Genomic DNA, 22,043 nt, shown 5'->3' on the forward strand with positions numbered 1-22,043 from the left:
GCAACGTCAACCCGGCTGACGCGTCGTACGCAGATAAGGCTTGATGGTCTTGAAGCCGGGAAAGGTCTTTTCGGCTTCTTCATTGCTTACGGCGGTCGTGATGATGACATCGTCGCCTTGCTTCCAGTTGACCGGCGTGGCGACCTTGTATTGCGCGGTCAATTGCATCGAATCGAGCACGCGCAGGATTTCATCGAAATTGCGGCCGGTGGTCATCGGATAGGTGAGCATCAGCTTGATTTTCTTGTCGGGGCCAATGATGAAAACGGAGCGAACCGTGGCGTTGGTTGCGGCGGTGCGTCCTTCGCTGGATTCGCCGGCGTCGGCGGGCAGCATGTTGTAGAGCTTGGCGACTGCGAGGTCGGTGTCGCCGATCATCGGATATTTGACGGCCGCGCCCTGGGTTTCCTCGATATCGGCGGCCCATTTTGCGTGGTCTTCCACCGGGTCGACGGACAGCCCGATCAATTTGGCGTTGCGGCGCGTGAACTCAGGCTCGATCTTCGCCATGTAGCCGAGTTCGGTCGTGCAGACGGGGGTGAAGTCCTTGGGATGCGAGAACAGGATCGCCCATTGGTCGCCGATCCATTCGTGGAAGTCGATCGTGCCCTGCGTCGTGTGAGCCTTGAAATTTGGGGCGGTGTCGTTGATGCGGAGTGACATGGTGGGGTCCTCGGTGGGAAGTGTCTCTAGAGTATGGTGCACAATCGCGGTTTTTGTGAGTCGGGCCCTTTTTTTGTGTGGTTGGTTTTTGGGGGTGGCCCTGGGTTGGCCTTGGTTGGCGGTTGGCATTTCCTTGATTTGTTGTCGGTTTGCAAGCGTTGCCCCTGTGCGGGGCGGCACCCCCTTTTCTTTGCAGCGGCAAAGAAAAGGGGGGAAAAGAAAGCCGCTCAAACCGACAGTGCTTCGCGATACACCCACAGCCCATAAACAGAGTGGCGCCCGGGCAGCGCCCGCACCACGCGCCCAATATCGGAGTGGTGCCACCCGCACATCCGGGGGCGCTGCGCGCCCCGTGGGGCATAACGCAAACCGCAGGTTTGCGCCTTCCCTCGCAGACCCAACCGTTGTGAGCGCAGCGAACAACGGGATGTATGACTGCCTTGTCACTTCGTTTTACGGCGCGTGGTGCGAGCAATGCCCAGTCACCACTCTGTCAAACGGTTAGTGGTGGACGGCGTCACATTAGCGGTGTGAGCGGCTTTCTTTTGCCTACTTTTCTTTGCCGCGGCAAAGAAAAGTAGGTGCCGCCCCGCACAGGGGCAACGCTAATAGACCGACACGAAAACAAGGAAACGCCACCACCTCAATACGACCAAAAAATAAACCTCAAAAACTATAACTGACCTTCCCAAACACAGTCCGCCCCAACGAGTTATACCCATAAGCCGTCACATACTGCCGATTAAAAAGATTCGCAATCGAAGCCGCCAAAACCAGATGCGAATTCACCCGATAAGCCGCCCGCAGACTCACCGTAAGAAACGACGGCAGATAAACCATATTAGCCTGATCATCGAACGTAGAGCCGTTATACAGGAGCGATGCCCCCGTACTCAAAGCATGCAACTGCAGCTCATCCCATGAATGATCCACACTCACACTAGCGGTCTGACGCGGACGCCGGTTCAGCCATGTCTGATCGGTCACATCCTGCGGATTCAAAAAGCTCACCGAAGCGCTAACCGGCGTCGACTTCCCGATCGCCCCTTTATACGAAAGCTCAAGACCCTGAATATGCGCGCGCCCCACATTCACGGGCGAATAATCGGGCGCAACGTAAGCGATCAGGTTATGCACACGCGTATCGTAGATTGCCGCAGTAACCGTGCCAAACGACGTACTCGCATCGACCGCCGCCTCAACCGTATCGCTACGCTCCGGCAGCAAATCCGGATTCGAAAACCCGGGGTAATAGAGATCATCGAACGTTGGCAAACGGAACGCATTCCCATACGACACGCGCGCGGTATACACCGGCGTAATCGCCCACGAAAGCGCCGCGTTGCCGGTATTAACCGCCTGCCCTTGCACGATTTCATGACGCCCCGCGAGGAACAGCGTCACATCGCCAAGCGTGGCCGCCTGATGCAGCGAAAAGGCGGAATCATTGCGCGCGGGCACGCCACTCGGGATATCGACAGGCAGAAAAGCCTGCTCGCGCGTAAAGTCATACGCCAGCTTGGTTTCACCGGAAAGCGGCAGCCCAAACAAAGAATGCCCCGTTTCCTGATGCGTGATCGAAGTCGACGTGCTCAGGCGCGTCGAATCGATTTCATCGGTCGCGATAGTGGGATCGTTTGCATACAGGAACTGGCGATCATTAGCATAGCCAATCGACTGATCGAACTGCGTGGTCGGGGTGATATCGAGGTGGAAGGCGATGCCCGTCGTCAACTGATGATCGAGTTGCCGGTCGTCGCCGCCGGCATTGTCATAAGACAGATCGGAGCGGTGATAGAGCATGAAAGTCGAGATCGACCAGGTGTCGCGCGCATACCCCAGGCGTGCATCCACGTCCTGCGCATGGTACGGATTCCGGCCATCCTCGTGGCCGTATGTACCTGGCTGCGTGGCGTCGATACCCGCCGTGTTGTAGTCGTGCAGGCCGAGTGAATAAGTGAGGCCGCCCAGCGCCGCGAGCGGCCCTGTCGAGGGCACCGTGCCCGAGGTGCGCAATTGCGTATCGAAGGTCTTGTTCGAGCCGCCGCCGAACGACACGGTTGTCTGGTTCGGCTGATTCGAGGCGTGGCGAGTAAAGAGCTGGATCACGCCGCCCATCGCGTCCGCGCCGAACGAAGCCGCCGCCGGGCCCGAGATCACTTCGACGCGATCGAATGCCGAGGTCGGCAGGTCGGCCCATGCTGCGGCCCCCGTGGTCGCGGAGCCGATGCGGATGCCGTCGATAAACACGGCCACCTGGTTCGACGACGAGCCGCGGATGCTCACCGCGGCCAGTGCGCCGGGTCCGCCGCTTTGCGCAATCGTCACGCCCGGCAGCGTCGCGAGCGCTTGGGTAATGCCTGGATCAGCAGGCGAGAGGCGGTCGAGGTCCGCGCGCGTGAGCACCTGGGTGCTGGCGTAACGGCCGTCGAACGATTGCGGCAGATGTTGGGTATCGCCGGTGACGAGGATGTTGGGCAGCGTCGTATCGTCGGCGCGCGCGGTTTGCCAGGCGCTGGACGCGAGGGCGCACACGGCAAGCGCCAGCGACGCACTGGCGGCGCGACGGCGCAGGCCGCTTTGGCGGGCGGCCTTGAGCAGTTCGGTGGACATGGACGGTTCCTGAGGTCGGGCTGTCCTTGCAACGGGCGGCGCACGTGGGCGGCGCTTGCGCATCGGGACACCCCGCCCGTCGCGGCTGCTTGGACCTCGGTCGATGGCAGGTCTCCTGGCTCGCGGGTCGTTATCCATGCCGGCCTTCCCGGTTCCCGGTGCGGGTATCCAGTGGCGCGTGCGGCATGAATTCGCCGTTCACAGTTGCGGGGGCAGCCGCAGATTGCAGGCGCGTGGCCTCACTGCGTTCCCTTTTGATCCCCTCCCGGGGAACCATCTTATCTGGGCGGGATGATATCAAACTCCACCAGAATCACCAAAACCCATATATAGCGGGGGTTTGCGCTGGTTCCCTTTGATCGCGCCTTGTGCCTATCCGGTCCAAAATTATCCAGAATTCCGCTATGCTTTACGCCAAATTTACGCCAAGGCGGAGAGCATGGCAGCATATAGAAAGCGTGGTGGTACGTGGCGCGCGGAGGTCGCGAAGGGCGGTATACGCGAATCAAAAACCTTCGACACGAAGGCGGAGGCTGTCGCTTGGGCGACGCGTCTCGAGGCGGAAATTGCCGCTGGCAGTCGTCGATCCTACACCAAGGTGCAGAAAACGCTCGGCGACGCCTTCGATGAGTATCTCGACAAGATATCGCCTAGCAAAGGCAAGCATAGGTGGAACGAGACGCGCCTCAAATTCTTCCGTAGTGAGCTCGAGTTCGTTGGTTCACTCGTCCGTAAGGTGACGCCTGAGGAGATTGCCGCGTGGCGTGACAAGCGCCTCAAGAAGGTCAAGACCTCCACGGTGAACCGTGATCTCAACCTGCTATCTGCAGTTTTTCAGGCCGCGCAGGACGAGTGGAAGTGGATCCATGAGAACCCGGTGCGCGAGGTGAAGCGGCCGGAGGACCCGTCTCCCCGAAAGCGGCGCGTGAGCGATGAGGAGGCCAAGGTGATGGCAGCAGCGCTCGGGTTTACCGAAGAAGGCGAAATCGCTACGACACAGCAATACGCGGCCGTCGCTTTTTTGATTGCGATCGAGACGGGCATGCGCCAGGGGGAAATCGTTCGCCTGACGTGGCCGAATGTGCATCTAGCAAGTCGCTACGTACATTTGCCGAAAACAAAAAACGGCGACGCGCGCGACGTGCCGCTTTCTACGAGAGCTGTTGAGTTGTTTGAGCGCCTGCCGAAGGTGAAGGACGAGGATCGGTGCTTCCCGGTTGTGCAAGGGAGTCTTGATGCGAAGTGGCGCAACACTCGGGCAGAGGTGGCCAAGAAGCGGCCAGAGATCGCCGACCTACACTTCCACGATTCGCGCCACGAAGCGACGACGCGACTGTCGCGCAAGCTGCACGTGCTGGCCCTTGCTCGTATGATCGGGCACCGGGATATCCAGTCGCTAATGATTTACTACGACGAGACAGCCGCGGAGCTAGCGGCCCGTCTCGATTAGACGGGCTTACGGCGACGCCCAGGGCGTGGCGTCGGCAACGTGCCTTTGTTTTTGCGTGCCCAGTCAAGCACGTCGCTGGCGAACCAGCGTCGTTGCGCTTGAACCGAGTCGACGGGGCGCAGACCGCCGGGAAAGTCCGGCCGGGTGATGACGCGGAGCTCGACCGTCTGCTTGGATAGGCCTAACCATTGGGCGATCTGCTCTGTCGTCCACAGCGTTTCATCGAGGCGCTTTGGTTTTTCAAGCGCCGCGACGAGGCGGGTCAGGATAGGTATCAGCTCGTGCAGATCCTGCAGTTGTTTCAGTTCACTCATATCCATCACGGATTCCTTGAATTTGGTTGCCGGCTATGGGGGGCTGTTTACCTGTATTACGTCTCAAGTTTTGGGTGCGCTTGCCGATATTCGTCGAATGAATACGATAATCACCAAGGCGCAAGCCGAAGCCATCCTTGATACCGCTACGAAACTGTTTGATCTGGTGCTCGAGGCAAGACAGATCAATGAAGAGTCCCCGGAGGGGCGCGACCTGTACACAAAGATCGTGCACGGCGCCCTCGCCGAAGTTATGCCTGATGCGACGCTTGAGGCTGTTTTCGATCTGTTGCACAAGCCCGCGACTTCTCACTAACCGCGCGTCGCACGACGCCTGCGGTCGAGGCGCTCGATCTCCGCAAGGATCAACGCCCCGGCCTTGACGAGGTCGCGACGCCGCTCACCGAATTTCGGTTGCCAGCCGTCAGGCGTCAGCGCTTCGGATAGGGTTGCCCCATATCCGGTTTCTTCCGTAGGCCAGTCTCTGGCGCCTTCAGGCATCGCGTAGACGGCAGCGAATGCAGCGATCTCCCCGCACGCATGCGCGTCATCGTGCGACGCCGTCCAGCCCTTATCGCTCATCTGCCGTACCCGCTCCGCAAGCACATCGCGCGCTGCGTCGCTTATACCTGCAATCTTTGAGCTTTCCTCAATTCGGTATCCGTCGAAGCAGTGTGCAATGAACTCACTTAGCATGAACCGATCGGCGTTATTCGGTTCGCGGGAGTCGTTGTTTTCTCCGACGATCTCGAAGTTGTCGATGGCGGCGAGCGCATCTTTCGCGCTGAGCATTTTTGGTGTTTGCTTAGCGCTTTCCTGCGCTGCCTGCTCGGCGGCTGTGCCTGGGCAGTCTGGGCAAGCCTTTCTGGTGTGAACGAGATTGCAGCAGATGCGCGGAAAGTGTGATTCCGGTTTATTCGTGCTCATTTGGTGTTATCCACAGGAAGGGGCCGCACATGGCCGGTCTTGAGATTGACGAACGCGCCGCACCAGCTGATGCGGCCACGCCGGAAAAGCTCCCAAAGGATCGCCAGTGCCGGCGTGACGATCGCCTGATTGATGAAAAGCTCTTGCCGCTCGAGCGCTTCGGCAAGGCCGCAACTTGGCGTGGTGTCCTCGGGCAGCGACGTGTCGACCAGCTCAGGCAGCACGTCGTATGGCCAGCGCAGCGCCGTGCTGCCTTCGACGCGCGCGGCGTTATCGCTGCTGCCCAGAATTACCTGCCCGTCGCTCGCGCGGTTGCCGAGGTCCATCACATAGCCGCCGGCGCGCTTGAGCCATGTCGCGAGCGACGCACGCGCTGCGATGCTGTCGACGCACAACACGGTGAGATCAAGGCCGCCGCGGATCATTTCATCCGGGCCCGCGTGCATAGCGCGCGCGTGCCAGTCGAGGCCGAAGAATGCGTTGAGCCGGTGCACGAGGACGACGCTCTTGTACTGCCCGACGTCGGCCGGGCTGAACATCTGCCGGCCGATGTTGGATTCGCTCACCGTGTCGCCGTCGAATGCGGTCACGTGCAGGCCGGCGTGCCCGAGATTGACGAGTGCATGATTTAGCCGGGCGAGGCCCGTGAGCATCTGTGAGCCGTTGCCACCGCAACCGACAAGCGCCACCCGCACGCGACCGTGCGCGCCGAGCAGTCGAGGTCCCGCGATATGGACTGCGGCGCTCATGCTGCGCCTCGCTTCGTCTTGCCAGCCCTTGCCGCACACTCGGTTACAGCGCGCCGAGCGGCGCGGCGACGCTGCTTGATCTCGTCGTCGTGGTTGCAGGTGAGGCCGATTTCGTCGAGAGCGCTATGACGAACGCCCTGGAAGCCGGCGCTGGCTGTTACGTGCGTGGCAAAGTGCAGCACGTCGATGCGCAGGCGCGCGCCAAGTTCGGCAGCATCGGAGTCGCGAACGAGCGGGTTAAAAAAGCGCCACTCGGGCGAGCCGCAGGCGCGCACGTGAATCGCTTCGATATCGCGAACGCGATATCGACGATGCTCGAAGTTGGCCGCCTCGGCGGCGAGTTCGATCATGCTCAGGACGTCCATCGCGTCAGGCCTCCTGCGGCTGCTTGAAGATTGCCGCCGCGGGCACCTTGAGGGGGATGAACATGCCGAGCACGCACAGACGGAAGGCGACGTCGGGTTCGCTGCCAGCGCCAAGGCCGCCAAATACGCCTGCGATCTTCACTTCGCCGGCGTCGTCTGCGTCATCGGTCGGGCTGAAGAAGGCCGCGCTGTCGCCGTGGCTGTGCAGGTCGATCGCGAGACTTTCGTGTTCGGCGAGGGCCGGGCGATCGAAGGTAATCGAGCCGGGTGTCGCCGAAGTGGCGGGCAGCGGGCGATACTGCAACTTCTGCTTCTGCGCATCCCAGATGATCCAGGCTGCGTATTCGTTCGGCAGCGCGGCGCGCGCCTCGGCGGCGAACGCCTGGAGTTCCTGAAGGGCGCTGCCCAGGCGGCCAAACGCAAACTCGACCTTTTCTTCGACGGTGCCATACGGCGGGATCGGGCCGGTGCTCTTTGCGGTCGAGTCGCGCGTCCAGTCGAGGCGCTGGATGATGTGTGCCCACGGGCGACGCACTTCGACGAAGACACCTTCCGCCGTCATCAGGAAGCGATGGCCGATTTCCTGCAGCGCGACGAACTTGGCGTGCTTCGGTACTGCGACGGTTGGCGCGCTGTCGAACAACGCAACGTCGAGCGGCAGCTGCTCGTCGTCCTCGGAAGCGGCGATCGCGCGCGGCTTGGCGCGGGCGATTTCCTCGGCGACGCCTTTCGAAAACTGGTCGAGGGCCGCGGCGATGTTTTGCAGTCCTGCCTGCGTAGCGTTCTGGAATGCGTTGAGAAGTTGTTCCATGTTCGTCAGTCCTTGGTCGAGATTTTTTTGACGACGTCGGCAAGCGTGCACTTTGCGTCGATCAGTTGATTGATAGGAAACGGTGCGCCGTCGAGCAGGTTTTTCCAAAGTCGCAAGGCGCCGCCGCGACCTTTGATCAGCTTGTCCGTATTCGTGTGCGTAAAGCGGCTTCGGAAAAACGCATCTTCGTAGGGCTTGATGCTTTCGCTGTCGATCGTGTCTGGCGTTGCGACATTGCCGACACAGATCTCGCCGCTTTCCCACACGTTGAAATACGGCGCGCGGTAGAGCGCCGTATGCGCGTCAGGGCGGGTGTTCTCGCGCAATGCGAATACGGACCATTTGCTGGGGGCGGCGATGAACACGAGCGGCGGATGCTGACAGTCGCCCGACGCATTCCCGAGTTCGCCCGAATGCTGGAACCAGACGCGGCGCGTGCATGCCGGCACCCACCACGCCAGTACGTTCGGGGCAACATAAACAACCCGCTCATGCACGAAGCCGCGATAGCTGGTGCGCTTCGCAGCCAGATCTGCGAACTCGGCGAGTGATTCGAGCGCGAGCGGTACACCCGGAAGCAATGCCGGGCGATCGTCGACGACGCGCACGTCATGCTGCGTTGCGTAGATGTCGCCGTTGCCGCGCGCGCGGTAGAAAAGCAAGGCGGCTTCGATCTCGAGCGTGTTGTCGGCCTCGCAGGCGATGATGACGTCGTTCATGCGAACACCCTCACCAGCGTGCGGGGCTCGATGAAATCGCGCTCACCGAGCAACGTCAGCACGCGTTCGGCGGCGCGCGCCAGCAGCGCGGCCGACTGCATTTTCTGAAGCCATTCCTTCAGCGAGGCATGGCCGGACCCGTCCGTGAGCCGGATTGGTGTCACGCTCGCGGCCTCGATGTAGTCGCCTTCGTAGGCATAACGGGCGTAGTCGTCGATGATGCGCCCGGCCGAATCATTTTCGGTCCACCGGACAATCAGCGAGAAGTCGATCAGGTCGGCGTCGACGTGGCTGTCCGACAGATCGGGGAACGGCCCGCAAAACGTGAGTGCAGTCCACAGTTCGTCCATCGCGTCGACGATGTCGGACGCGAACGGATTTCCCCGCGCGGCACGATTAATCTGGGCGCGATCGAGGACTCGTTCAGGATTGGCTGCCCAGTCTGGCATCGGCCCGAACAATTCTTTGTGGGTGATGAACTCGGAGCTTGTCAGCAGCTCCTCGCGCGTGCAGTCGTGCATCGCCAGCAATTCTTCAATGGCGTCCTCTTCGTTGCTGCAGCCGTGCCAATACGAGTATTGGCCCATGCCGATAATCGTGGCCGTGGTGCAGACCGATGGCAGCATGCCGAGTACGTCATACAGGGCGGCCAGAATGGTTTGTCCGAAGCCCGCGCGCAGTTTTTCCAGGTATTCAACGGCCGGGCCGATACACACGATCGCTGCGCTCACCGGGCCCTGGTTCGTGGTGATCAACGCCCATGCCTTCGGGTCTTTCTCGTCTTTGCGCCAACGAAAATTTTCCGAACTCGTGCTTTCTTCGAGCCGCAGGTTCCACTGAAACAGCGATAGCTGACCCGCGACGCCCTGCCATTCGCGAGTGAGTGCCTTCGTGCATAGCGACATCATCGACGACGGGCGACGCGCAACGTCGGCTGCGGTGATCATGCCGTCGTTGAGCATCGAAAGTGCCAGCGGGCGCAGGAACGAATCGGCCACTGGCACTGTGTAGTAGGCCGGGATGCCGTCTAGACTGGGTAGCGTGAGAGCCTGATTTGTCATGGCAATACGGGCATCTGGTTGTGGGGGAGTTGCATGCGCATGCCACGCGCGCGCTGCGTTGCCAGCCGATGCAGCTTCGGTGCGCTGGCGTTACGCAACGCCTCGGGCTTGAGCGTGGTCGGGCCGCTGTCGCGGCGCGTTCCGCTCTCAAGTTCGGTGCGGAGCTGGTCGAGCGTCATTGCGCCTGTCCGGTGTTGCGCGCGTGCAGGGCATTCACGAAAGCGAATTCTTCCTCCAGCAGCGGGCACACGTGGGCGCTTGCCTCTTGAGTGAGCTCGGTGAGATAGATGCGTAGTGGCCGGGAAATCTCGACTCCAGCGGCAAGAATTTCGTGGGCCTGTACGAGCGTGTCGGCAACCCGATCGGCTTTTCCCTTCGTGCCAACGGCGCGGCGGAACGTGTACACGTGCCTGTTTCCTCTCACCTCAGGACCCTCGATTTCCGCATTAACGATCTCGGGATAGGTGTTCGCGTAGAAGTCGCGAACCTGTTGCAGCGTGAAGCTGGGCGCGGGGTCGGTCAGCCGGGCGCCGTTGTAGACGAATTCGCGCGCGAGGGTTTCGATTTGCATGGTGTGCGCTCCTTAGAAAACGTCGAGGCCTTCAGATTGCGCTTCGGATGCTGCGGGCAATTCCGGCTGCGATTCCTGCGACGGCTGTTCGGCGGTTGCAGGTGCGTTTGCGGCGGCGTCATCCGGATCGTCGATGCGCATCTGGCGTGGATCGACCTCGGGCGCTGCGGGGGCGGCATCCGTCGGCGCTGCAGGCTCAGCTTCCTGCTTTTCTGCTTTCGGTGCTCGATTGCCCTTTCGGCGCGCGCCGGCGGGCGCGGGGAGCGCTGCCGCGCCGCCAGTGTTGGCGGCGCTGGCCGCACGCGCCTGGTCGAGTACCGACGCGATGCTCGGCTCGTAGATCGCGACGGCGTCGGCGAATTCGGCATCGAGTTCGTCGGGCGTCGCAAGCAGCGAGAGCGGGTAGATCGTCTTTTCGCATTTGGCGTCGTCATTGGGGCGGGGCATTACGTTGACGCGCAGCTGATCGCCTTCGGCGGTGATAAGCAGCGTGAGTGTCGTGCGTTGCGCAAGCGGGTACAGCGATGCGAACAGGGACATGGTCACCTCGTAGGGTTGGTGTGAAAAACAGGGTGAAGCGGTGCGCGGCGCGGCGCTCAGTCGTCGTAGTCGCCAGCTGCGCGCAGTTTTGAATCGGCACGCGCGGCGACGCGGCGCTGGTCGCGCAGTTCGCGCGCTCGTGCCGACGATTCGAGGGTGCGGACCACCTCTGGCTTGCGAATCGCGGCATCGAAATCGCCGGTCATCCGCAGCAGTTGCCATTCGGCGCGCAGCAGATGCCGGGGCAGGTGGCCTTTTTCCATTTCGATCCTTAGGCGGTGCGCACGTGGCGCGGCGGCGCGGATTCGGCGTCGAGCGCGACCTGCATCGCTGAAAACGACACAACCGTAATCGCAGCGATGATCCAGATCAGCCAGAGCGGCATCAGCTTTTGGCGATTCGCCGTCATGCTGCCTCCGCCTGGTCTGCGCATCCGCGCGGGACGTGTGCACCGAAAAAACCGGTAACGGCTGCGATGAACAGGTGCGCGCGGGCGTTAATGTCGCCTTCATGTGCGTGCGTCGATGCGTAGGCAGACGCACTGGCGATGCGCTCTTCGATCGTCGATGGCGTGAGGCGCCGGTCGTTGATGTGGGTGAGTTGCATCGACTAGTCCCAAATCAACGGGGCGATGCCCGACGCGAGAATCCAGAGGACGGCGAGCAGAACGAATGCGTACCAGTCGCGGTGGAACGGCCAGCCGTTTGCGAGTTTTTCGAGTTGTTCAAGGGTCATGATCAACCCTCGATGCGTTCGACTTCGGTCACGCGTGCGCAGCCGGTAACCCGCATTGCGAGTTGAGCGGCGCTAACTGCGTCGTCTGCTTTGACTTGGACAAAAGGCGTGAGCGGACTCGGTTCGTCGCCCTTCATCAGATAGAAACAGCGGTAGCTGCGCATGTGACACTCCATGTGAGTGATTCGACAGGCGCAGAATACACAGCGTGTGAGTTTCTCGCAAGAGGAAAATGCTTGTGAGTCGGCTTGTGTATCGTAGGGACGAAAAAAAGCCCCGCGATGCGGGGCTTTGTATGTGAATGTTTAGAGATCGAATCCGGCGTGCATTACGACGCCACAAATCACGTCGTCGTGTTGGACCTTCATATATTGCTCGGGCCAGTTCGGATTTAGCGCTTCGAGATAAAGCTCTCCGTCGATCATGGATAACTTTTTAAAAGTCGCGGTGTTGCCGTTCCGTTTGGCGATGACGTACTTTCCGGGAACGGCATCTTCGTAAGGCCGAACGAAGAGGAGCATGCCGGGTGGGAAGGACGGCGAAACGCCCTGCGGCGCGGTCATCGAAAGTCCGTCAACCCGTAACACGTATCCGTATTGGCCTAAGTCTATGTGGCACTGGTACTTTTTCGTGTCTTCCGCTGCTACAAAATTGTCTGCAATTTCTGTCCACATCCCCGCTTGCACCCATGAAATCTCAGGGTACCAACGCGGCCGGAGGTCTGGGCCGGCCGCGAAGTTGTCACCCGTATGAAATTCATTGTAAGCGTCTGTGGGAATATTTGTATCGCTTTTGACGGGCAATTTTTGGGAGCCCGTAAGCAATTCATCCGTTGAGCATTTAAATATCGTGGCCAGGGCTTTCGCGCGGCTGTGCGGCGCACCACCACGACTCTTCCAATTCGTTGTGACGTTGGTGCCGACGCCTAACTGGTCGGCGAGCCACGCAGGCTTCTTGCCAAGACGATCAAGCTTCTCGGCAATGAGCTCCCACGGGATTTTTGCAGTTTCCATGATGAAAGGTTACCTGTTCACTCACGCTTTGTGGCTCACAAAGCGGACTCACATTTCATTTGCTGTGAACTCACATGGCGTGTATATTTGCCGCCATGAAGACCAAAACACCACATCCAGGAGCGCCGGCCCTACGGGCGGCCATCAAGAAAGCGGGCGGTCTGAAGCAGTTGGCGACGCTTATCGGCGGCAAGACGCAATCGCAGACAGTCGCTAATTGGATCAGCCGCGGAACGCCCATGGAGCGCTGCGCGTTGATACAGCGCCTGACGGGCGTTCGCTGCGAAGACCTACGTCCGGATCTTGACTGGACGGCGTTGCGTGACGCATTCCGCGATGACGATGCCGATGTCATCGCATCAAGCGACGACGTTCAACCTCCGGACGGTGGGGTCCCGCCCGAAACGGGCGACACCAGTCGATGAAGAAAGCGGCTGAATAGTTCGTTGCTGCGCCGCTGCTGCGCCGAGAGTGCAATCGCATCCTTCACTCGGCGCCCCGCGAGTCGCTGCCCGGCCACCTTGTTTCGCATGGCTGCCACCGCGCGCGGTGCGTGGTGGCCCGGCATTTTCGCATGGCGGTCGTTACTCATTGCTTTGCTGTTCATGTTTGCCTCGATGACATTCGGTAACGCAATCGTAGGTCGCCCTGGGGCGCGTTAACAGCATGAAAACCAGTTATCCACAAGGGGATAGGATGACCTGCAGATATAGCGAAATCGCTTGGATCGACGTGCTCTATACGTCGGTGTTGAAAACGCCCGGCAAGGTTGAGGACGCAGCGCGTTTTCTCACCGAGCGCCGCGGCATCCGGATCACTGGCGAGTCGCTTCGCCTGAAACTGCGCGAGGTCGAAGGTGCGCGGATCTCTGGCGAAATGTTTGAGCTTCTCGTCGAATGGATGCGCGAGAAGAATCAGCCGCACGCACTCGACGCCGTGCACGCCTTCAACGCGCGATTTAATCTCGTCGCAGCAGAGCCGATGCCGAGCCAAGGCAGCGATGGCATCACGGCGCTCGTCAATTCCGCGCTTGTCGTGAGCAACCGCGTCGGCCAATTCGCCGATGAGATTCGCAAGGCTGCTGAAGACGGCATCATCGAGCCGCGTGAGGTTGAGGCGATCGAGCGCGTGGCCCGCGAAGGGCAGCGCCAGATTGAGCACGCCGTGCAGACCGCGCGCGCGCTCGTCTCGACGAACGACTAACGCCTGAAATACCCGGGGGTTTAATGGGCGCCAGCTACGAGGCTGAAGCGCAAGGGGTGATTGCGTCTGTCGAATCCGAGCAGGCAGTGCTAGGCGCACTGATGCTCGACAACAGCGCATACGACCTGATCAGCGCGACGGTTACTGCCGACGATTTCACTGTCGGCGAACACAGGGCGATCTTCGCCGCTATCACTCACCTCATTCTTGCCCAGCGGCCGGCCGACGTTGTCACGGTGTACGAACGCCTGACGTCGACGGGCGCGAAGGTCGAGCAGCCGCTTCGCTATCTCAACGATCTGGTTGGCTCGACGCCGAGCGCGGCAAATATTGCGCGCTACGCGGAAATCGTCCGCACGCGCGCACAGCTGCGCGGCGCGGTGCGCGTTGGCCGCCAACTGATCGAAAACTGCCATAACACGACGGGCCGACCAGCGTCAGAGATTCTTGACCAGGCGCAGGCCGGGATTCTTCGTCTCACGGAAACTGCGGCGCGCGGCGCTGACGAGTTTCATCCGATGGTCGAGGCGCTTACGCGCGTCGTCGAGCGCATCGACGACCTTTATCACAAGCCTGGCACGGGCGGCATCACTGGCACGTCGACCGGCTTCGTGGATCTGGACGCGCGCCTCGACGGAATGCACGGCGGCGAGTTGATCATCGTCGGCGGTCGACCGTCGATGGGCAAGACGTCGTTTGCGATGAATATCGCCGAGCACGTTGCGATCCAGCTCGGCCTTCCGGTGGCCGTGCTTTCTCTCGAAATGCCGACTGAGCAGCTGACGATGCGGATGCTCGCATCAGTCTCGCGAATCAACCAGCAGCGCTTGCGCACGGCGCGCCTCGAGGACGACGACTGGCCGAGGCTGACGCACGGCGTGCAAACCATGTCCGAAGCGCAGCTCGACGTGCTCGACAGCTCGGCGATCACGCCGTCAGCGTTTAAGGCGCGCCTGCGCCGCTTGCATCGCGAACGCGGCCGGCTCGGGTTGATCGTCATCGATTACCTACAGCTGATGTCCGGCGACAGCACGGGCTCGGAAATGCGCGCAAGCGAGGTTGCGGAAATCTCGCGCGCGCTGAAGCAGATCGCCAAGGAACTCGATGTGCCCGTCATTGCGTTGTCGCAGCTCAACCGTGGCCTCGAGCAACGCCCGAACAAACGGCCAGTCATGTCCGACCTGCGCGAATCGGGCGCGATCGAGCAGGACGCCGACGTGATCCTCTTCATCTATCGCGATGAGGTCTACAACCCGGACAGCGCCGATCGTGGCACTGCCGAAATCATCATCGCCAAGCAGCGCAACGGCCCGATCGGCACTGTGCGCCTGGCGTTCCAGAACGCTATCACCCGGTTCGAAAACTTCGCCGATCCGGATTCAGGTTACTGACGCATGAGAACCATTTCACCGTTTTTTACGTGGCGGCGCGCGATGGCGCGCAGCGAGCTGCCCTCCACCACAAAACTGGTGCTGTTTGTGATTGCCGAATACGCAAACGGCGTCGACGAAATCGTCTGGCCTTCGGTCGAGCGCATTGCAGAGCTGGCGAGCCTGAGCGAGCGCAGTGTCGGCACGCACATCACGCTTGCTGAGCAATCGGGCTGGCTTACGCGCTGGAAGTCGCGCAAGCATGGTCGAAAGTGGGCCCATGGGCATTACCGGCTGTCGGTACCGGAGAGCGCCGCGCGCACGCAGATCAACATGGCCGAATTCGATCTTGCTGCCGATGTGGATAACTCGGAATTTGAAGGCAGCGTTGCTCAAGAATTAGGCAATTTGGAAGGAGATTCCGGTAACCCCCCGTTAAACCGGAAAGAGGAACCAGTTTCCGGTAACGCCCAAAAAATAGGCAGCTTACCGGAAGGAGGTTCCGATGATGCTCAAAAAATGAGCAGAGAAAGCGAAAGTTACCGGAACGACGTTCCTACTAGTAAACCAGTTAACAGAAGTACGTATACAACCTCTCTCTCTAATACCTCTGTGGTTAGTACTACGCCCGGCGATCAGAGAGAAAAACCCGTCGACGATGAAAATTCGCTTGCGCTGTGGATGCTCGAGCGCATTCGGCAGCGTATGCCGGACTTGCCGCAACCGGATCTTGGCGAGTGGGCGACTGATCTGCACGCGATGATCACCGACGACGGACACACAGCGCAGGAGATTGCGCGCCTGTTCGCATGGGCTGATGCAGACCGGTTCTGGTCGGCAATCGTCATCGCGCCAGCGCGGCTGCGAAAAAACTGGGACGAAATTCGGCGGCGGCGCAATGCCGCGATCGAGGCAAAGCGCGCGGCTGGTGCGACGAAAGCGCAAAGCGCGGCTGTCGCTGACGACCGCCAGTGCGCGCACGAAGAAAACGGCTGCCGTTGCACGCGCGCTGCCACAACCATCATCGGCGCCGGACTGTCGCGGCGCGGCTACTGCCGACAGCACATCGGCCTTTACGAAGATTGACCGGGGGAATTCTGGATATGAAACTCGAAGATCGTTTGATCAACTGGGCGCGTTGCCAGCGTGTATCGCCGAGCGACGCAGGTGGAATGGGCCTGACCGCGAACATCTACTTTCGCGATACGAGCGTGCCCGGCAGGACGATCGACGCGTCGCTCGACGTCGAGGATGCGCACCGGATCGAGGTCGCGATGCGCAGGATCATGCCGATGGATCGGCAATTGCTGCAGATGCATTTCGTGTGGCGCAAGCCGCCGTTTGTCATTTGCCGCCGGCTCGGGTTGCGTGTGCGTCCCATGACCGTGTTCGATCTCGCGCTCGCGCACGCGGTGCGTGCCATCGAAAACCAGCTCACCACACCAAAGCGCGAGTTCGTGTCGATGCAGGCGATCATCGACCGCATTGAAAAAAAGGAGCTTGCGGAAACGAAATAGCTCGAATACACTCCGCTTCACAACTTGATTCCGGTTTCTACCGAGTGTGTGCGGCCCTGCCGGGTATCAGCACGCCAAGCAAAAACCGAACACCTAAAGCCTCGATGCGAAAGCCTCGGGGCTTTTTGCATTGGGCGCTCAAAACCATGATCCTGAAAGCCATCGCACTGAAGATCGCCTCGTGGTTCACCAGCGAGGCAAAGGCCGTCGAAGCTGATGCTGTCGCCGAAGCGAAATCGCTTGGCGCTGATCTGTCGGCCCGTATCAGCCAGATCGAATCGCAGGTGCATATGAATGCGTCGGCGATCGCCGCAGAAACGGCTGCGCGGTTGAGTGCCGGTTCGCCGCTCGCCGGTGAAATCGTCTCCGGAGCGGCATCCGACTCTCGCCTGATGACGCAGACCGGCAGTGGCGGACGCACGTACCTCGCGGGTTTCAACGTCGGTGTGAATTCAGCACTTGCTGCGCCGATTGCAATTGTTTCCACCCCTTCGAACGGAGTCAGTATGGACAACATCAACACCGCCATTCAAATCGCTGTCGCGCTGAAGACGATCGACGCTTCGCTGACCGCCGACCAGGTGCGAGCGGCGACGACCGCGGCACTCGCGGCGCTCTATCCCGCGCCTGCGCCTACCGCCTGATAGTCGGCCATGCCGAAGAGCGCGCCGACGCCATGTCGGCACCACGGTTGCGCGCAGCTGCTCGATGTGCCCGGCTATTGCGAGGAGCATGCGCGCGACTCGATCGGATGGCAGTCCGATCAGCAGCGTGGCACGCGCCATCAACGTGGCTACGGTTCGCGATGGGACAAGCTTCGCAAGCGCATCCTCGCGCGTGATCTCGGGCTGTGTCAGACGTGCAAGCGCGCAGGTCGACTGCGGCCGGCCAGCATGGTCGATCACATTCTCAACAAGGCGCGCGGCGGTACTGACGACGAGAAGAATCTCGAGGCGATCTGCCGCGATTGCCACAAGCGAAAGACCGGTCGCGAATCGCACGGCCTCGACGGCGCGAAGTAGGGTTCGCGCAGCAGCCGCGCGAGCGCCGACCCCCGGGGGGTGCCGAAAGGCTGGGCCGGTCCGGACGGGACCGCCAGTTCAGGGCCAGTTTTTCGCGGAGCACTTTTCAAAGAGGGGGGGGTACAAATTCCCGCCTTGCAGAGAGGCTGGAAAGGGCAAACACACCTTTTCGGCCTCCTTCTCCATCGGGAGCGCCACATGGGGCTGAATGAAACGAATACGCAGGACGGCGCGGGCAACGCTGCCCGAGGCGCTGTCGATCGTGCTGGAAAGCGGATCGAATCGCCGCCGCCGCCGCCGGGCGTGCACTTCGAGTCGTCGCATCGCAAGGTCTGGGACTACCTCTGTCTCGCGTTGCGCGAGGAAGGCGTGCCGCACAAGACTGCGGGCGTCGTGCTCGCGATTGTGTGCGTCGACTTCGTGCGCTGGGTGAAGGCTGAGCTGCAGCTGCGCGACTTCGAAAAAATCAACAACGGCTCGTTCATGACGACGACGCCGAACGGGCACGTGCAGCCGCACCAGCTGTACTACGCGGCCAAGAGCTTGAAGGACGGGTTGCTCAAATGTCTGCCGGAAGCCTGCCTGACGCTGCCGTCGATGTTGATAGCGAAATCGAAGATGGAGCCGGACGATCCGCAGGACGATTTGTTCGATCAGATGCTGGAGCACGCTCAGTCACACCCGAGCGCTTTGCCAGCCTGACGCCCGCAGCGCTCGAGCCGTGGGATGAGCAGTACGGCCTGCCGGTTTTGCGCGGTGACGTCGTGGTCGGCGAGTTCGTGTTTCTCGCGGTGCTGCGGCATTACGAGGATCTTGAGAGCGGCGCGGCGCGCGGAATCATCTTCAGTGCAGCGCACGCGTGGCACTGCATCAACTGGATCGAAACGCAGTTCCATCACATCAAGGGCAAGGATGCACGCACGCCTCTGGTGCTCGATCCGTGGCAGCGCTTCTTTACGGCAGTGCTGTTCGGCTGGCGTCGCGCCGCAACGATGTTGCGCCGCTTTCGCACCGGCTACGAAGAGGTCGCGCGCAAGAACGGCAAGTCGACGTGGAAGGCCGGAATCGCGGACTACCTGTTTTTGATGGATCGCGAGATCGGCGCGGAGGTCTACACCATCGCGACGACACGCGAGCAGGCGATGAGCGTGTTCAAGCCGGCGCTCGAGAACTACAAGCGCCGCGCGAAACGATCGCCGCGATTCGCGCGCAGCGTAAAGATCTACGACGGTACGAACCAGGAGCGTGTCACGGCGAATGGCGGCGTGTTCAAACCGCTGCCGGCGAACGCCGAATCGCTGGACGGTCTGAACCCGTCAGCGATTGTCGTCGACGAGCTGCACGCGCATCGCACGCGCGAGGTGTGGGACGTGATGGAGTCGGCGCTGGGTGCGCGCCTGCAGCCGCTGATCTCTGCGATCACGACAGCGGGCTACATCCTCGACGGCATCTGTACCGAGATTCGCGGCTATCTCGTATCGATCCTTCGCGGCGACGTGCAGGACGATACGTTCTTTGGCTATATCTTCACGCTCGACGACGGTGACGATCCGTTCGATCCGGCAGTGTGGCCGAAGGCGAATCCGAGCCTCGGCAGCGCGAAGACGCACGAGTACATGGTCGCACAGGCGACCAAGGCCAAAGAGCTGCCCAGTTCGAAGGCGAACTACCTGACCAAAGACCTGAACGTGTGGGTCAACGGCGCGATGAGCTGGTTCGACATTCGCGTCTGGGATGAGGGCGGCACGAAATTCATTGCGCGTGAGCTGGCTGGCCGGCGCTGCTTCGGCGGCCTCGACCTGTCGAGCACGCGCGACCTGACATCGTTCGTGCTGGTGTTTCCCCCGGACGATGAGGATGGCGAGTGGCACGTTCTCGCGTGGGTGTTTTGCCCGCAGTCGAAGGTTGCCGAGCAGTCGAAAAGCGATGCTGCTCCGTACGCAAAGTGGAAAGAGCAGGGTTGGCTGATCGTCACCGAGGGTGACGTGCTCGATTACAAGGTTGTGCGCTCAACGGTGCTGCAGGCCTGCCGCGTCTTTGACGTGGAGGAGATCGCGTTCGACGTGTGGAATGCGACGCATCTGGCAAACGAGCTGCTCGAGGAGGACGTGCCGATGGTGCAGTTGCCGCAGAACTTTGGCGGCCTGTCGCCGGGCTCGAAGCTGCTTGAGCGGCTGGTGTATGGGCGGCGGCTGCGACACAACGCAAATCCTGTCCTGCGGTGGTGCGCGAGCAACGTGTCGCTGCTGCTCGACACGAACGAAAACATACGGCCGAACAAGAAAACGTCTGAAGGTCGGATCGATCCGATCGTCGCGACGTGCATGGCGATGACCCGTGCGCTTGTTCATCAGCCGGAACCGGCTCCGGAAATCATCGCGATATGAGCACACCAAACAATGCGGGATCGTCGATCCTGACCGAATGGCGCGCCCGGCGCGAAGCGGAGCGCGCTGCCGCGCAGGGCACCCATACGATCCCGATTTCGGAGATGGAACCGGGATCGGAAGGGTATAGCTGGTTGACCGGTTCTTCGCCCGGACGTCGCGCAGTCAGCGAGCGCAATGCGTTGGCGGTCGGTGCGGTATATGCGAGCGTGGCGCTGATCGGTGGTGCGCTTGGCCAGCTGATGCTCCAGACGTACACCGTCAAGGACACGCTGAAGACGCCGGTGCAAGGCGATCTTTGGTACATGCTGAACGAGGAGATGCATCCACGCTGGAGCGCTGCTCTCGGTTGGGATTTCAGCGCGCAGTCGCTGCTGCTGCACGGCAACCTGTATATCCGGATTCACCGGCCGACACCGTTCTCGGTGAACGTCGAGTCGCTGGAGCCGATTCATCCGCTCCGGTGCACGCCGTTGCTACACGAAGACCGTCTGATTTATACGATCGTCAACCTCGACGGTACGGTTGAAACGATCGACCAGGACGACATGCTGCATGTGCCTGGTCCCGGTTTCGATGGCTTGAGGGGAATGTCGCAGATCCGGCATGTGCTGCGGCAGCCGATCAGCACGGCGCTTGCCGCGAACGACGTCGGCGAGAACATGCTCACCGATGGCCTGCGCCCGGACATCGTGCTGCAGACCGACGCAAAGGTCGACCGTGACCAGGTGAAGCTGCTGCGTGATCAGTGGATGGAGCGCTACAGCGGACTGTCGAATTCGAATGCGCCGGTTGTGATTGGCGGCGGCTTGAAGGTCGAAAAGATCAGCATGACCGCGGCTGATGCGCAGCTGCTCGACCGCGAGAAGCTGACGGTCGAGGATGTGGCGCGGATCTTCGGTGTGCCGCCGTACATGATCGGCCAGATGGAGAAGCAGACCAGTTTCGGCAAGGGGCTCGAGGAGCTGGGCACTAGCTTTGTGCGCTACACGCTCGGGCGGCACATGACGAAGATCCAGCAGGAAGCGTCGCGCAAACTGGCGACGCGTGGAAAGACGTCAATTGCCTACGATCCGTCAGCACTACTGAAGGGTGATATGACCTCGCGCTATGCGGCATATCGCGCAGCGCTTGGCCGCGCGGGCGAGCCCGGCTGGATGCGGCAGAACGAAGTGCGTCAGCTGGAAAACCTGCCTCCGGCACCGGATGGCGACAAACTATTCAATGGAACGGTCGATGCCCAATCGAATCCTGCAACTGATTAACGACAACCGGCAATCGCCGCGGCGCTTCGAGGTTGTTGCGAGCGCAAGCGGGGACGAGGCCACGATGTATCTGTACGACGTCATCGTTTCCGATGACTGGTACGGCGGCGTCTCGCCGCAGACGTTCGTGCAGCAGCTCGCCCAGATCAGCGCGTCGACGATCCACCTGCGCATTAACTCGCCCGGCGGTGACGTGTTTTCGGCGCGCGCGATGGAGCAGGCGATCCGCGAGCATGCATCGACCGTCGTCGCGCATGTCGACGGCGTCGCGGCCAGCGCTGCGAGTTTCCTCGCCATCGCGTGCGACAAGGTCGTAATCGCCGAAGGCGGTTTCTTCATGATCCACAACGCGTCGGCGCTGGCCTACGGCAATGGCGGCGATCTGCGGGCGACCGCTGATCTGCTCGACAAGGTCGACGCAACCCTGGTGACCTCCTATGCGAACAAGACTGGGCAGACGGCTGAAGACATTGCGGCGTGGATGGATGCGGAAACATGGTTCACCGCTTCCGAAGCCGTCGAGAAGGGCTTTGCTGACGAAGTGGCATCGGGCTCCGGCCCGTCGAATGCTGCCGGTTGGAATCTCTCGGCCTATTCGAATGCACCGAAGGTTCCCGATGCGCCGAACGCTCCGCGCAGCGATCCTGCCGCGCAGCAGCTCGCGCCAGTTGCGCCGCCGCCGGCCGAACCGCCGAAAGTCGACATTGCGGCAATGCGCCGCCGTCTTGAACTGAGCACGACCCTCTGA

General features: G+C 61.1%; 30 protein-coding genes and 1 riboswitch. Of the genes, 13 read left to right on the top strand and 17 right to left on the bottom strand.

Translation table 11 applies throughout. From position 1 onward, the window contains the following. Positions 1–6 precede the first annotated feature (6 nt). Positions 7–663 carry a peroxiredoxin gene (locus F4827_RS24665; protein ID WP_183727710.1) on the bottom strand — a complete coding sequence of 219 codons (657 nt, stop codon included), beginning with the start codon at positions 661–663 and terminating at the stop codon, positions 7–9. Between the two features lie 666 nt (positions 664–1,329). After that, complete coding sequence (locus F4827_RS24670; protein ID WP_183727712.1) at positions 1,330–3,276, bottom strand: TonB-dependent receptor domain-containing protein; 1,947 nt, start codon at positions 3,274–3,276, stop codon at positions 1,330–1,332. Between the two features lie 87 nt (positions 3,277–3,363). Then, positions 3,364–3,569, bottom strand: a riboswitch (cobalamin riboswitch). 146 nt (positions 3,570–3,715) lie between these two features. On the opposite strand from F4827_RS24670, the gene F4827_RS24675 reads away from it, so the two are divergent. Continuing rightward, entirely contained in the window at positions 3,716–4,726 is a 1,011-nt protein-coding gene (locus F4827_RS24675) for a site-specific integrase (protein WP_183727714.1), read from the top strand. Here F4827_RS24675 and F4827_RS24680 read toward each other — a convergent pair. After that, positions 4,723–5,046, bottom strand: a complete 324-nt coding sequence (locus F4827_RS24680; protein ID WP_260175388.1) for a helix-turn-helix domain-containing protein — start codon at positions 5,044–5,046, stop codon at positions 4,723–4,725. The two genes, F4827_RS24675 and F4827_RS24680, sit on opposite strands and share 4 nt — an antisense overlap. A 10-nt stretch (positions 5,047–5,056) precedes the next feature. Between F4827_RS24680 and F4827_RS24685 the strand changes: the two genes are divergently transcribed. Further along, positions 5,057–5,356 carry a hypothetical protein gene (locus F4827_RS24685; RefSeq protein WP_183727716.1) on the top strand — a complete coding sequence of 100 codons (300 nt, stop codon included), beginning with the start codon at positions 5,057–5,059 and terminating at the stop codon, positions 5,354–5,356. Here the strand turns inward: F4827_RS24685 and F4827_RS24690 are convergent. From F4827_RS24690 to F4827_RS34970, 14 genes are all read right to left on the bottom strand, one after another. Next, a complete protein-coding gene (locus F4827_RS24690) occupies positions 5,353–5,967 on the bottom strand; it encodes a hypothetical protein (RefSeq protein WP_183727718.1) in 615 nt (204 codons plus the stop codon). The genes F4827_RS24685 and F4827_RS24690 overlap by 4 nt on opposite strands. Then, positions 5,964–6,716: a PRTRC system ThiF family protein gene (locus F4827_RS24695; protein WP_183727720.1), complete on the bottom strand. Its 753-nt coding sequence runs from the start codon at positions 6,714–6,716 to the stop codon at positions 5,964–5,966. The genes F4827_RS24690 and F4827_RS24695 overlap by 4 nt, the downstream gene beginning before the upstream one ends. Beyond that, positions 6,713–7,081, bottom strand: a complete 369-nt coding sequence (locus F4827_RS24700) for a hypothetical protein (RefSeq protein ID WP_183727722.1) — start codon at positions 7,079–7,081, stop codon at positions 6,713–6,715. Before F4827_RS24700 ends, F4827_RS24695 begins: the two co-directional genes overlap by 4 nt. A gap of 4 nt (positions 7,082–7,085) precedes the next feature. Further along, positions 7,086–7,892: a PRTRC system protein A gene (locus F4827_RS24705; RefSeq protein WP_183727724.1), complete on the bottom strand. Its 807-nt coding sequence runs from the start codon at positions 7,890–7,892 to the stop codon at positions 7,086–7,088. A 5-nt stretch (positions 7,893–7,897) separates the two neighbouring features. Then, positions 7,898–8,611, bottom strand: coding sequence for a PRTRC system protein B (locus F4827_RS24710; protein ID WP_183727727.1), 714 nt, complete (start codon positions 8,609–8,611; stop codon positions 7,898–7,900). After that, complete coding sequence (locus F4827_RS24715) at positions 8,608–9,672, bottom strand: PRTRC system protein F (RefSeq protein ID WP_183727729.1); 1,065 nt, start codon at positions 9,670–9,672, stop codon at positions 8,608–8,610. Before F4827_RS24715 ends, F4827_RS24710 begins: the two co-directional genes overlap by 4 nt. Continuing rightward, positions 9,669–9,851 carry a hypothetical protein gene (locus tag F4827_RS24720; RefSeq protein WP_183727731.1) on the bottom strand — a complete coding sequence of 61 codons (183 nt, stop codon included), beginning with the start codon at positions 9,849–9,851 and terminating at the stop codon, positions 9,669–9,671. The genes F4827_RS24715 and F4827_RS24720 overlap by 4 nt, the downstream gene beginning before the upstream one ends. Further along, positions 9,848–10,243, bottom strand: coding sequence for a PRTRC system protein C (locus F4827_RS24725; protein WP_183727733.1), 396 nt, complete (start codon positions 10,241–10,243; stop codon positions 9,848–9,850). The genes F4827_RS24720 and F4827_RS24725 overlap by 4 nt, the downstream gene beginning before the upstream one ends. Before the next feature lie 12 nt (positions 10,244–10,255). Beyond that, positions 10,256–10,783 (bottom strand): PRTRC system protein E, encoded by a 528-nt coding sequence (locus tag F4827_RS24730; protein WP_183727735.1) that lies wholly within the window; start codon positions 10,781–10,783, stop codon positions 10,256–10,258. 56 nt (positions 10,784–10,839) lie between these two features. After that, complete coding sequence (locus F4827_RS24735; RefSeq protein WP_183727737.1) at positions 10,840–11,046, bottom strand: hypothetical protein; 207 nt, start codon at positions 11,044–11,046, stop codon at positions 10,840–10,842. An 8-nt stretch (positions 11,047–11,054) separates the two neighbouring features. Beyond that, complete coding sequence (locus F4827_RS24740) at positions 11,055–11,192, bottom strand: hypothetical protein (protein WP_183727739.1); 138 nt, start codon at positions 11,190–11,192, stop codon at positions 11,055–11,057. Positions 11,193–11,392: 200 nt separating this feature from the next. After that, complete coding sequence (locus F4827_RS35525) at positions 11,393–11,518, bottom strand: hypothetical protein (protein ID WP_260175389.1); 126 nt, start codon at positions 11,516–11,518, stop codon at positions 11,393–11,395. 2 nt (positions 11,519–11,520) lie between these two features. Then, entirely contained in the window at positions 11,521–11,682 is a 162-nt protein-coding gene (locus F4827_RS24745) for a hypothetical protein (protein ID WP_183727743.1), read from the bottom strand. A 141-nt stretch (positions 11,683–11,823) separates the two neighbouring features. Continuing rightward, entirely contained in the window at positions 11,824–12,531 is a 708-nt protein-coding gene (locus F4827_RS34970) for a LexA family transcriptional regulator (RefSeq protein ID WP_221303806.1), read from the bottom strand. Between the two features lie 95 nt (positions 12,532–12,626). On the opposite strand from F4827_RS34970, the gene F4827_RS24755 reads away from it, so the two are divergent. The 11 genes from F4827_RS24755 (at position 12,627) to F4827_RS24805 (ending at position 22,043) form a co-directional block, all read left to right on the top strand. Further along, the gene (locus tag F4827_RS24755; RefSeq protein WP_183727745.1) at positions 12,627–12,956 is read left to right on the top strand and encodes a YdaS family helix-turn-helix protein; all 330 of its coding nucleotides are present in this window, start codon (positions 12,627–12,629) and stop codon (positions 12,954–12,956) included. A gap of 241 nt (positions 12,957–13,197) precedes the next feature. Beyond that, on the top strand, positions 13,198–13,734 hold the full coding sequence (locus F4827_RS24760; RefSeq protein ID WP_260175390.1) for a phage regulatory CII family protein: 537 nt from the start codon (positions 13,198–13,200) through the stop codon (positions 13,732–13,734). 23 nt (positions 13,735–13,757) lie between these two features. Continuing rightward, the gene (gene dnaB, locus F4827_RS24765; RefSeq protein ID WP_183727747.1) at positions 13,758–15,125 is read left to right on the top strand and encodes a replicative DNA helicase; all 1,368 of its coding nucleotides are present in this window, start codon (positions 13,758–13,760) and stop codon (positions 15,123–15,125) included. Between the two features lie 3 nt (positions 15,126–15,128). Next, entirely contained in the window at positions 15,129–16,190 is a 1,062-nt protein-coding gene (locus tag F4827_RS24770; protein ID WP_221303807.1) for a helix-turn-helix domain-containing protein, read from the top strand. Positions 16,191–16,207: 17 nt separating this feature from the next. Beyond that, on the top strand, positions 16,208–16,621 hold the full coding sequence (locus F4827_RS24775) for a hypothetical protein (protein ID WP_183727749.1): 414 nt from the start codon (positions 16,208–16,210) through the stop codon (positions 16,619–16,621). A 125-nt stretch (positions 16,622–16,746) separates the two neighbouring features. Beyond that, positions 16,747–17,265, top strand: a complete 519-nt coding sequence (locus tag F4827_RS24780; protein ID WP_183727751.1) for a hypothetical protein — start codon at positions 16,747–16,749, stop codon at positions 17,263–17,265. A gap of 9 nt (positions 17,266–17,274) precedes the next feature. Then, positions 17,275–17,643: an HNH endonuclease gene (locus tag F4827_RS24785; RefSeq protein WP_183727753.1), complete on the top strand. Its 369-nt coding sequence runs from the start codon at positions 17,275–17,277 to the stop codon at positions 17,641–17,643. 198 nt (positions 17,644–17,841) lie between these two features. Beyond that, the gene (locus tag F4827_RS24790) at positions 17,842–18,345 is read left to right on the top strand and encodes a P27 family phage terminase small subunit (protein ID WP_260175391.1); all 504 of its coding nucleotides are present in this window, start codon (positions 17,842–17,844) and stop codon (positions 18,343–18,345) included. 62 nt (positions 18,346–18,407) lie between these two features. Then, entirely contained in the window at positions 18,408–20,030 is a 1,623-nt protein-coding gene (locus F4827_RS24795; RefSeq protein ID WP_311674270.1) for a terminase TerL endonuclease subunit, read from the top strand. Continuing rightward, complete coding sequence (locus F4827_RS24800; protein ID WP_311674272.1) at positions 19,964–21,295, top strand: phage portal protein; 1,332 nt, start codon at positions 19,964–19,966, stop codon at positions 21,293–21,295. Before F4827_RS24795 ends, F4827_RS24800 begins: the two co-directional genes overlap by 67 nt. Next, positions 21,267–22,043 carry a head maturation protease, ClpP-related gene (locus F4827_RS24805; protein ID WP_260175393.1) on the top strand — a complete coding sequence of 259 codons (777 nt, stop codon included), beginning with the start codon at positions 21,267–21,269 and terminating at the stop codon, positions 22,041–22,043. The genes F4827_RS24800 and F4827_RS24805 overlap by 29 nt, the downstream gene beginning before the upstream one ends.

Source organism: Paraburkholderia bannensis (genome assembly GCF_014200455.1).
In the GTDB taxonomy this organism is placed as follows: Bacteria; Pseudomonadota; Gammaproteobacteria; order Burkholderiales; family Burkholderiaceae; genus Paraburkholderia; species Paraburkholderia bannensis_A.

What these genes read in the sequence shown, in the direction of transcription:
- F4827_RS24790 (WP_260175391.1), top strand. Translation starts at nt 17,842, where the DNA reads ATGGGGCTGAATGAAACGAATACGCAGGACGGCGCGGGCAACGCTGCC.
- F4827_RS24730 (WP_183727735.1), bottom strand. Translation starts at nt 10,783, where the DNA reads ATGTCCCTGTTCGCATCGCTGTACCCGCTTGCGCAACGCACGACACTC.
- F4827_RS24735 (WP_183727737.1), bottom strand. Translation starts at nt 11,046, where the DNA reads ATGGAAAAAGGCCACCTGCCCCGGCATCTGCTGCGCGCCGAATGGCAA.
- F4827_RS24755 (WP_183727745.1), top strand. Translation starts at nt 12,627, where the DNA reads ATGAAGACCAAAACACCACATCCAGGAGCGCCGGCCCTACGGGCGGCC.
- dnaB (WP_183727747.1), top strand. Translation starts at nt 13,758, where the DNA reads ATGGGCGCCAGCTACGAGGCTGAAGCGCAAGGGGTGATTGCGTCTGTC.
- F4827_RS24720 (WP_183727731.1), bottom strand. Translation starts at nt 9,851, where the DNA reads ATGACGCTCGACCAGCTCCGCACCGAACTTGAGAGCGGAACGCGCCGC.
- F4827_RS24775 (WP_183727749.1), top strand. Translation starts at nt 16,208, where the DNA reads ATGAAACTCGAAGATCGTTTGATCAACTGGGCGCGTTGCCAGCGTGTA.
- F4827_RS24805 (WP_260175393.1), top strand. Translation starts at nt 21,267, where the DNA reads ATGCCCAATCGAATCCTGCAACTGATTAACGACAACCGGCAATCGCCG.
- F4827_RS24740 (WP_183727739.1), bottom strand. Translation starts at nt 11,192, where the DNA reads ATGACGGCGAATCGCCAAAAGCTGATGCCGCTCTGGCTGATCTGGATC.
- F4827_RS24745 (WP_183727743.1), bottom strand. Translation starts at nt 11,682, where the DNA reads ATGCGCAGCTACCGCTGTTTCTATCTGATGAAGGGCGACGAACCGAGT.
- F4827_RS24670 (WP_183727712.1), bottom strand. Translation starts at nt 3,276, where the DNA reads ATGTCCACCGAACTGCTCAAGGCCGCCCGCCAAAGCGGCCTGCGCCGT.
- F4827_RS24680 (WP_260175388.1), bottom strand. Translation starts at nt 5,046, where the DNA reads ATGGATATGAGTGAACTGAAACAACTGCAGGATCTGCACGAGCTGATA.
- F4827_RS24705 (WP_183727724.1), bottom strand. Translation starts at nt 7,892, where the DNA reads ATGGAACAACTTCTCAACGCATTCCAGAACGCTACGCAGGCAGGACTG.
- F4827_RS24715 (WP_183727729.1), bottom strand. Translation starts at nt 9,672, where the DNA reads ATGACAAATCAGGCTCTCACGCTACCCAGTCTAGACGGCATCCCGGCC.
- F4827_RS24690 (WP_183727718.1), bottom strand. Translation starts at nt 5,967, where the DNA reads ATGAGCACGAATAAACCGGAATCACACTTTCCGCGCATCTGCTGCAAT.
- F4827_RS35525 (WP_260175389.1), bottom strand. Translation starts at nt 11,518, where the DNA reads ATGACCCTTGAACAACTCGAAAAACTCGCAAACGGCTGGCCGTTCCAC.
- F4827_RS24710 (WP_183727727.1), bottom strand. Translation starts at nt 8,611, where the DNA reads ATGAACGACGTCATCATCGCCTGCGAGGCCGACAACACGCTCGAGATC.
- F4827_RS34970 (WP_221303806.1), bottom strand. Translation starts at nt 12,531, where the DNA reads ATGGAAACTGCAAAAATCCCGTGGGAGCTCATTGCCGAGAAGCTTGAT.
- F4827_RS24725 (WP_183727733.1), bottom strand. Translation starts at nt 10,243, where the DNA reads ATGCAAATCGAAACCCTCGCGCGCGAATTCGTCTACAACGGCGCCCGG.
- F4827_RS24665 (WP_183727710.1), bottom strand. Translation starts at nt 663, where the DNA reads ATGTCACTCCGCATCAACGACACCGCCCCAAATTTCAAGGCTCACACG.
- F4827_RS24770 (WP_221303807.1), top strand. Translation starts at nt 15,129, where the DNA reads ATGAGAACCATTTCACCGTTTTTTACGTGGCGGCGCGCGATGGCGCGC.
- F4827_RS24760 (WP_260175390.1), top strand. Translation starts at nt 13,198, where the DNA reads ATGAAAACCAGTTATCCACAAGGGGATAGGATGACCTGCAGATATAGC.
- F4827_RS24785 (WP_183727753.1), top strand. Translation starts at nt 17,275, where the DNA reads ATGCCGAAGAGCGCGCCGACGCCATGTCGGCACCACGGTTGCGCGCAG.
- F4827_RS24675 (WP_183727714.1), top strand. Translation starts at nt 3,716, where the DNA reads ATGGCAGCATATAGAAAGCGTGGTGGTACGTGGCGCGCGGAGGTCGCG.
- F4827_RS24700 (WP_183727722.1), bottom strand. Translation starts at nt 7,081, where the DNA reads ATGGACGTCCTGAGCATGATCGAACTCGCCGCCGAGGCGGCCAACTTC.
- F4827_RS24695 (WP_183727720.1), bottom strand. Translation starts at nt 6,716, where the DNA reads ATGAGCGCCGCAGTCCATATCGCGGGACCTCGACTGCTCGGCGCGCAC.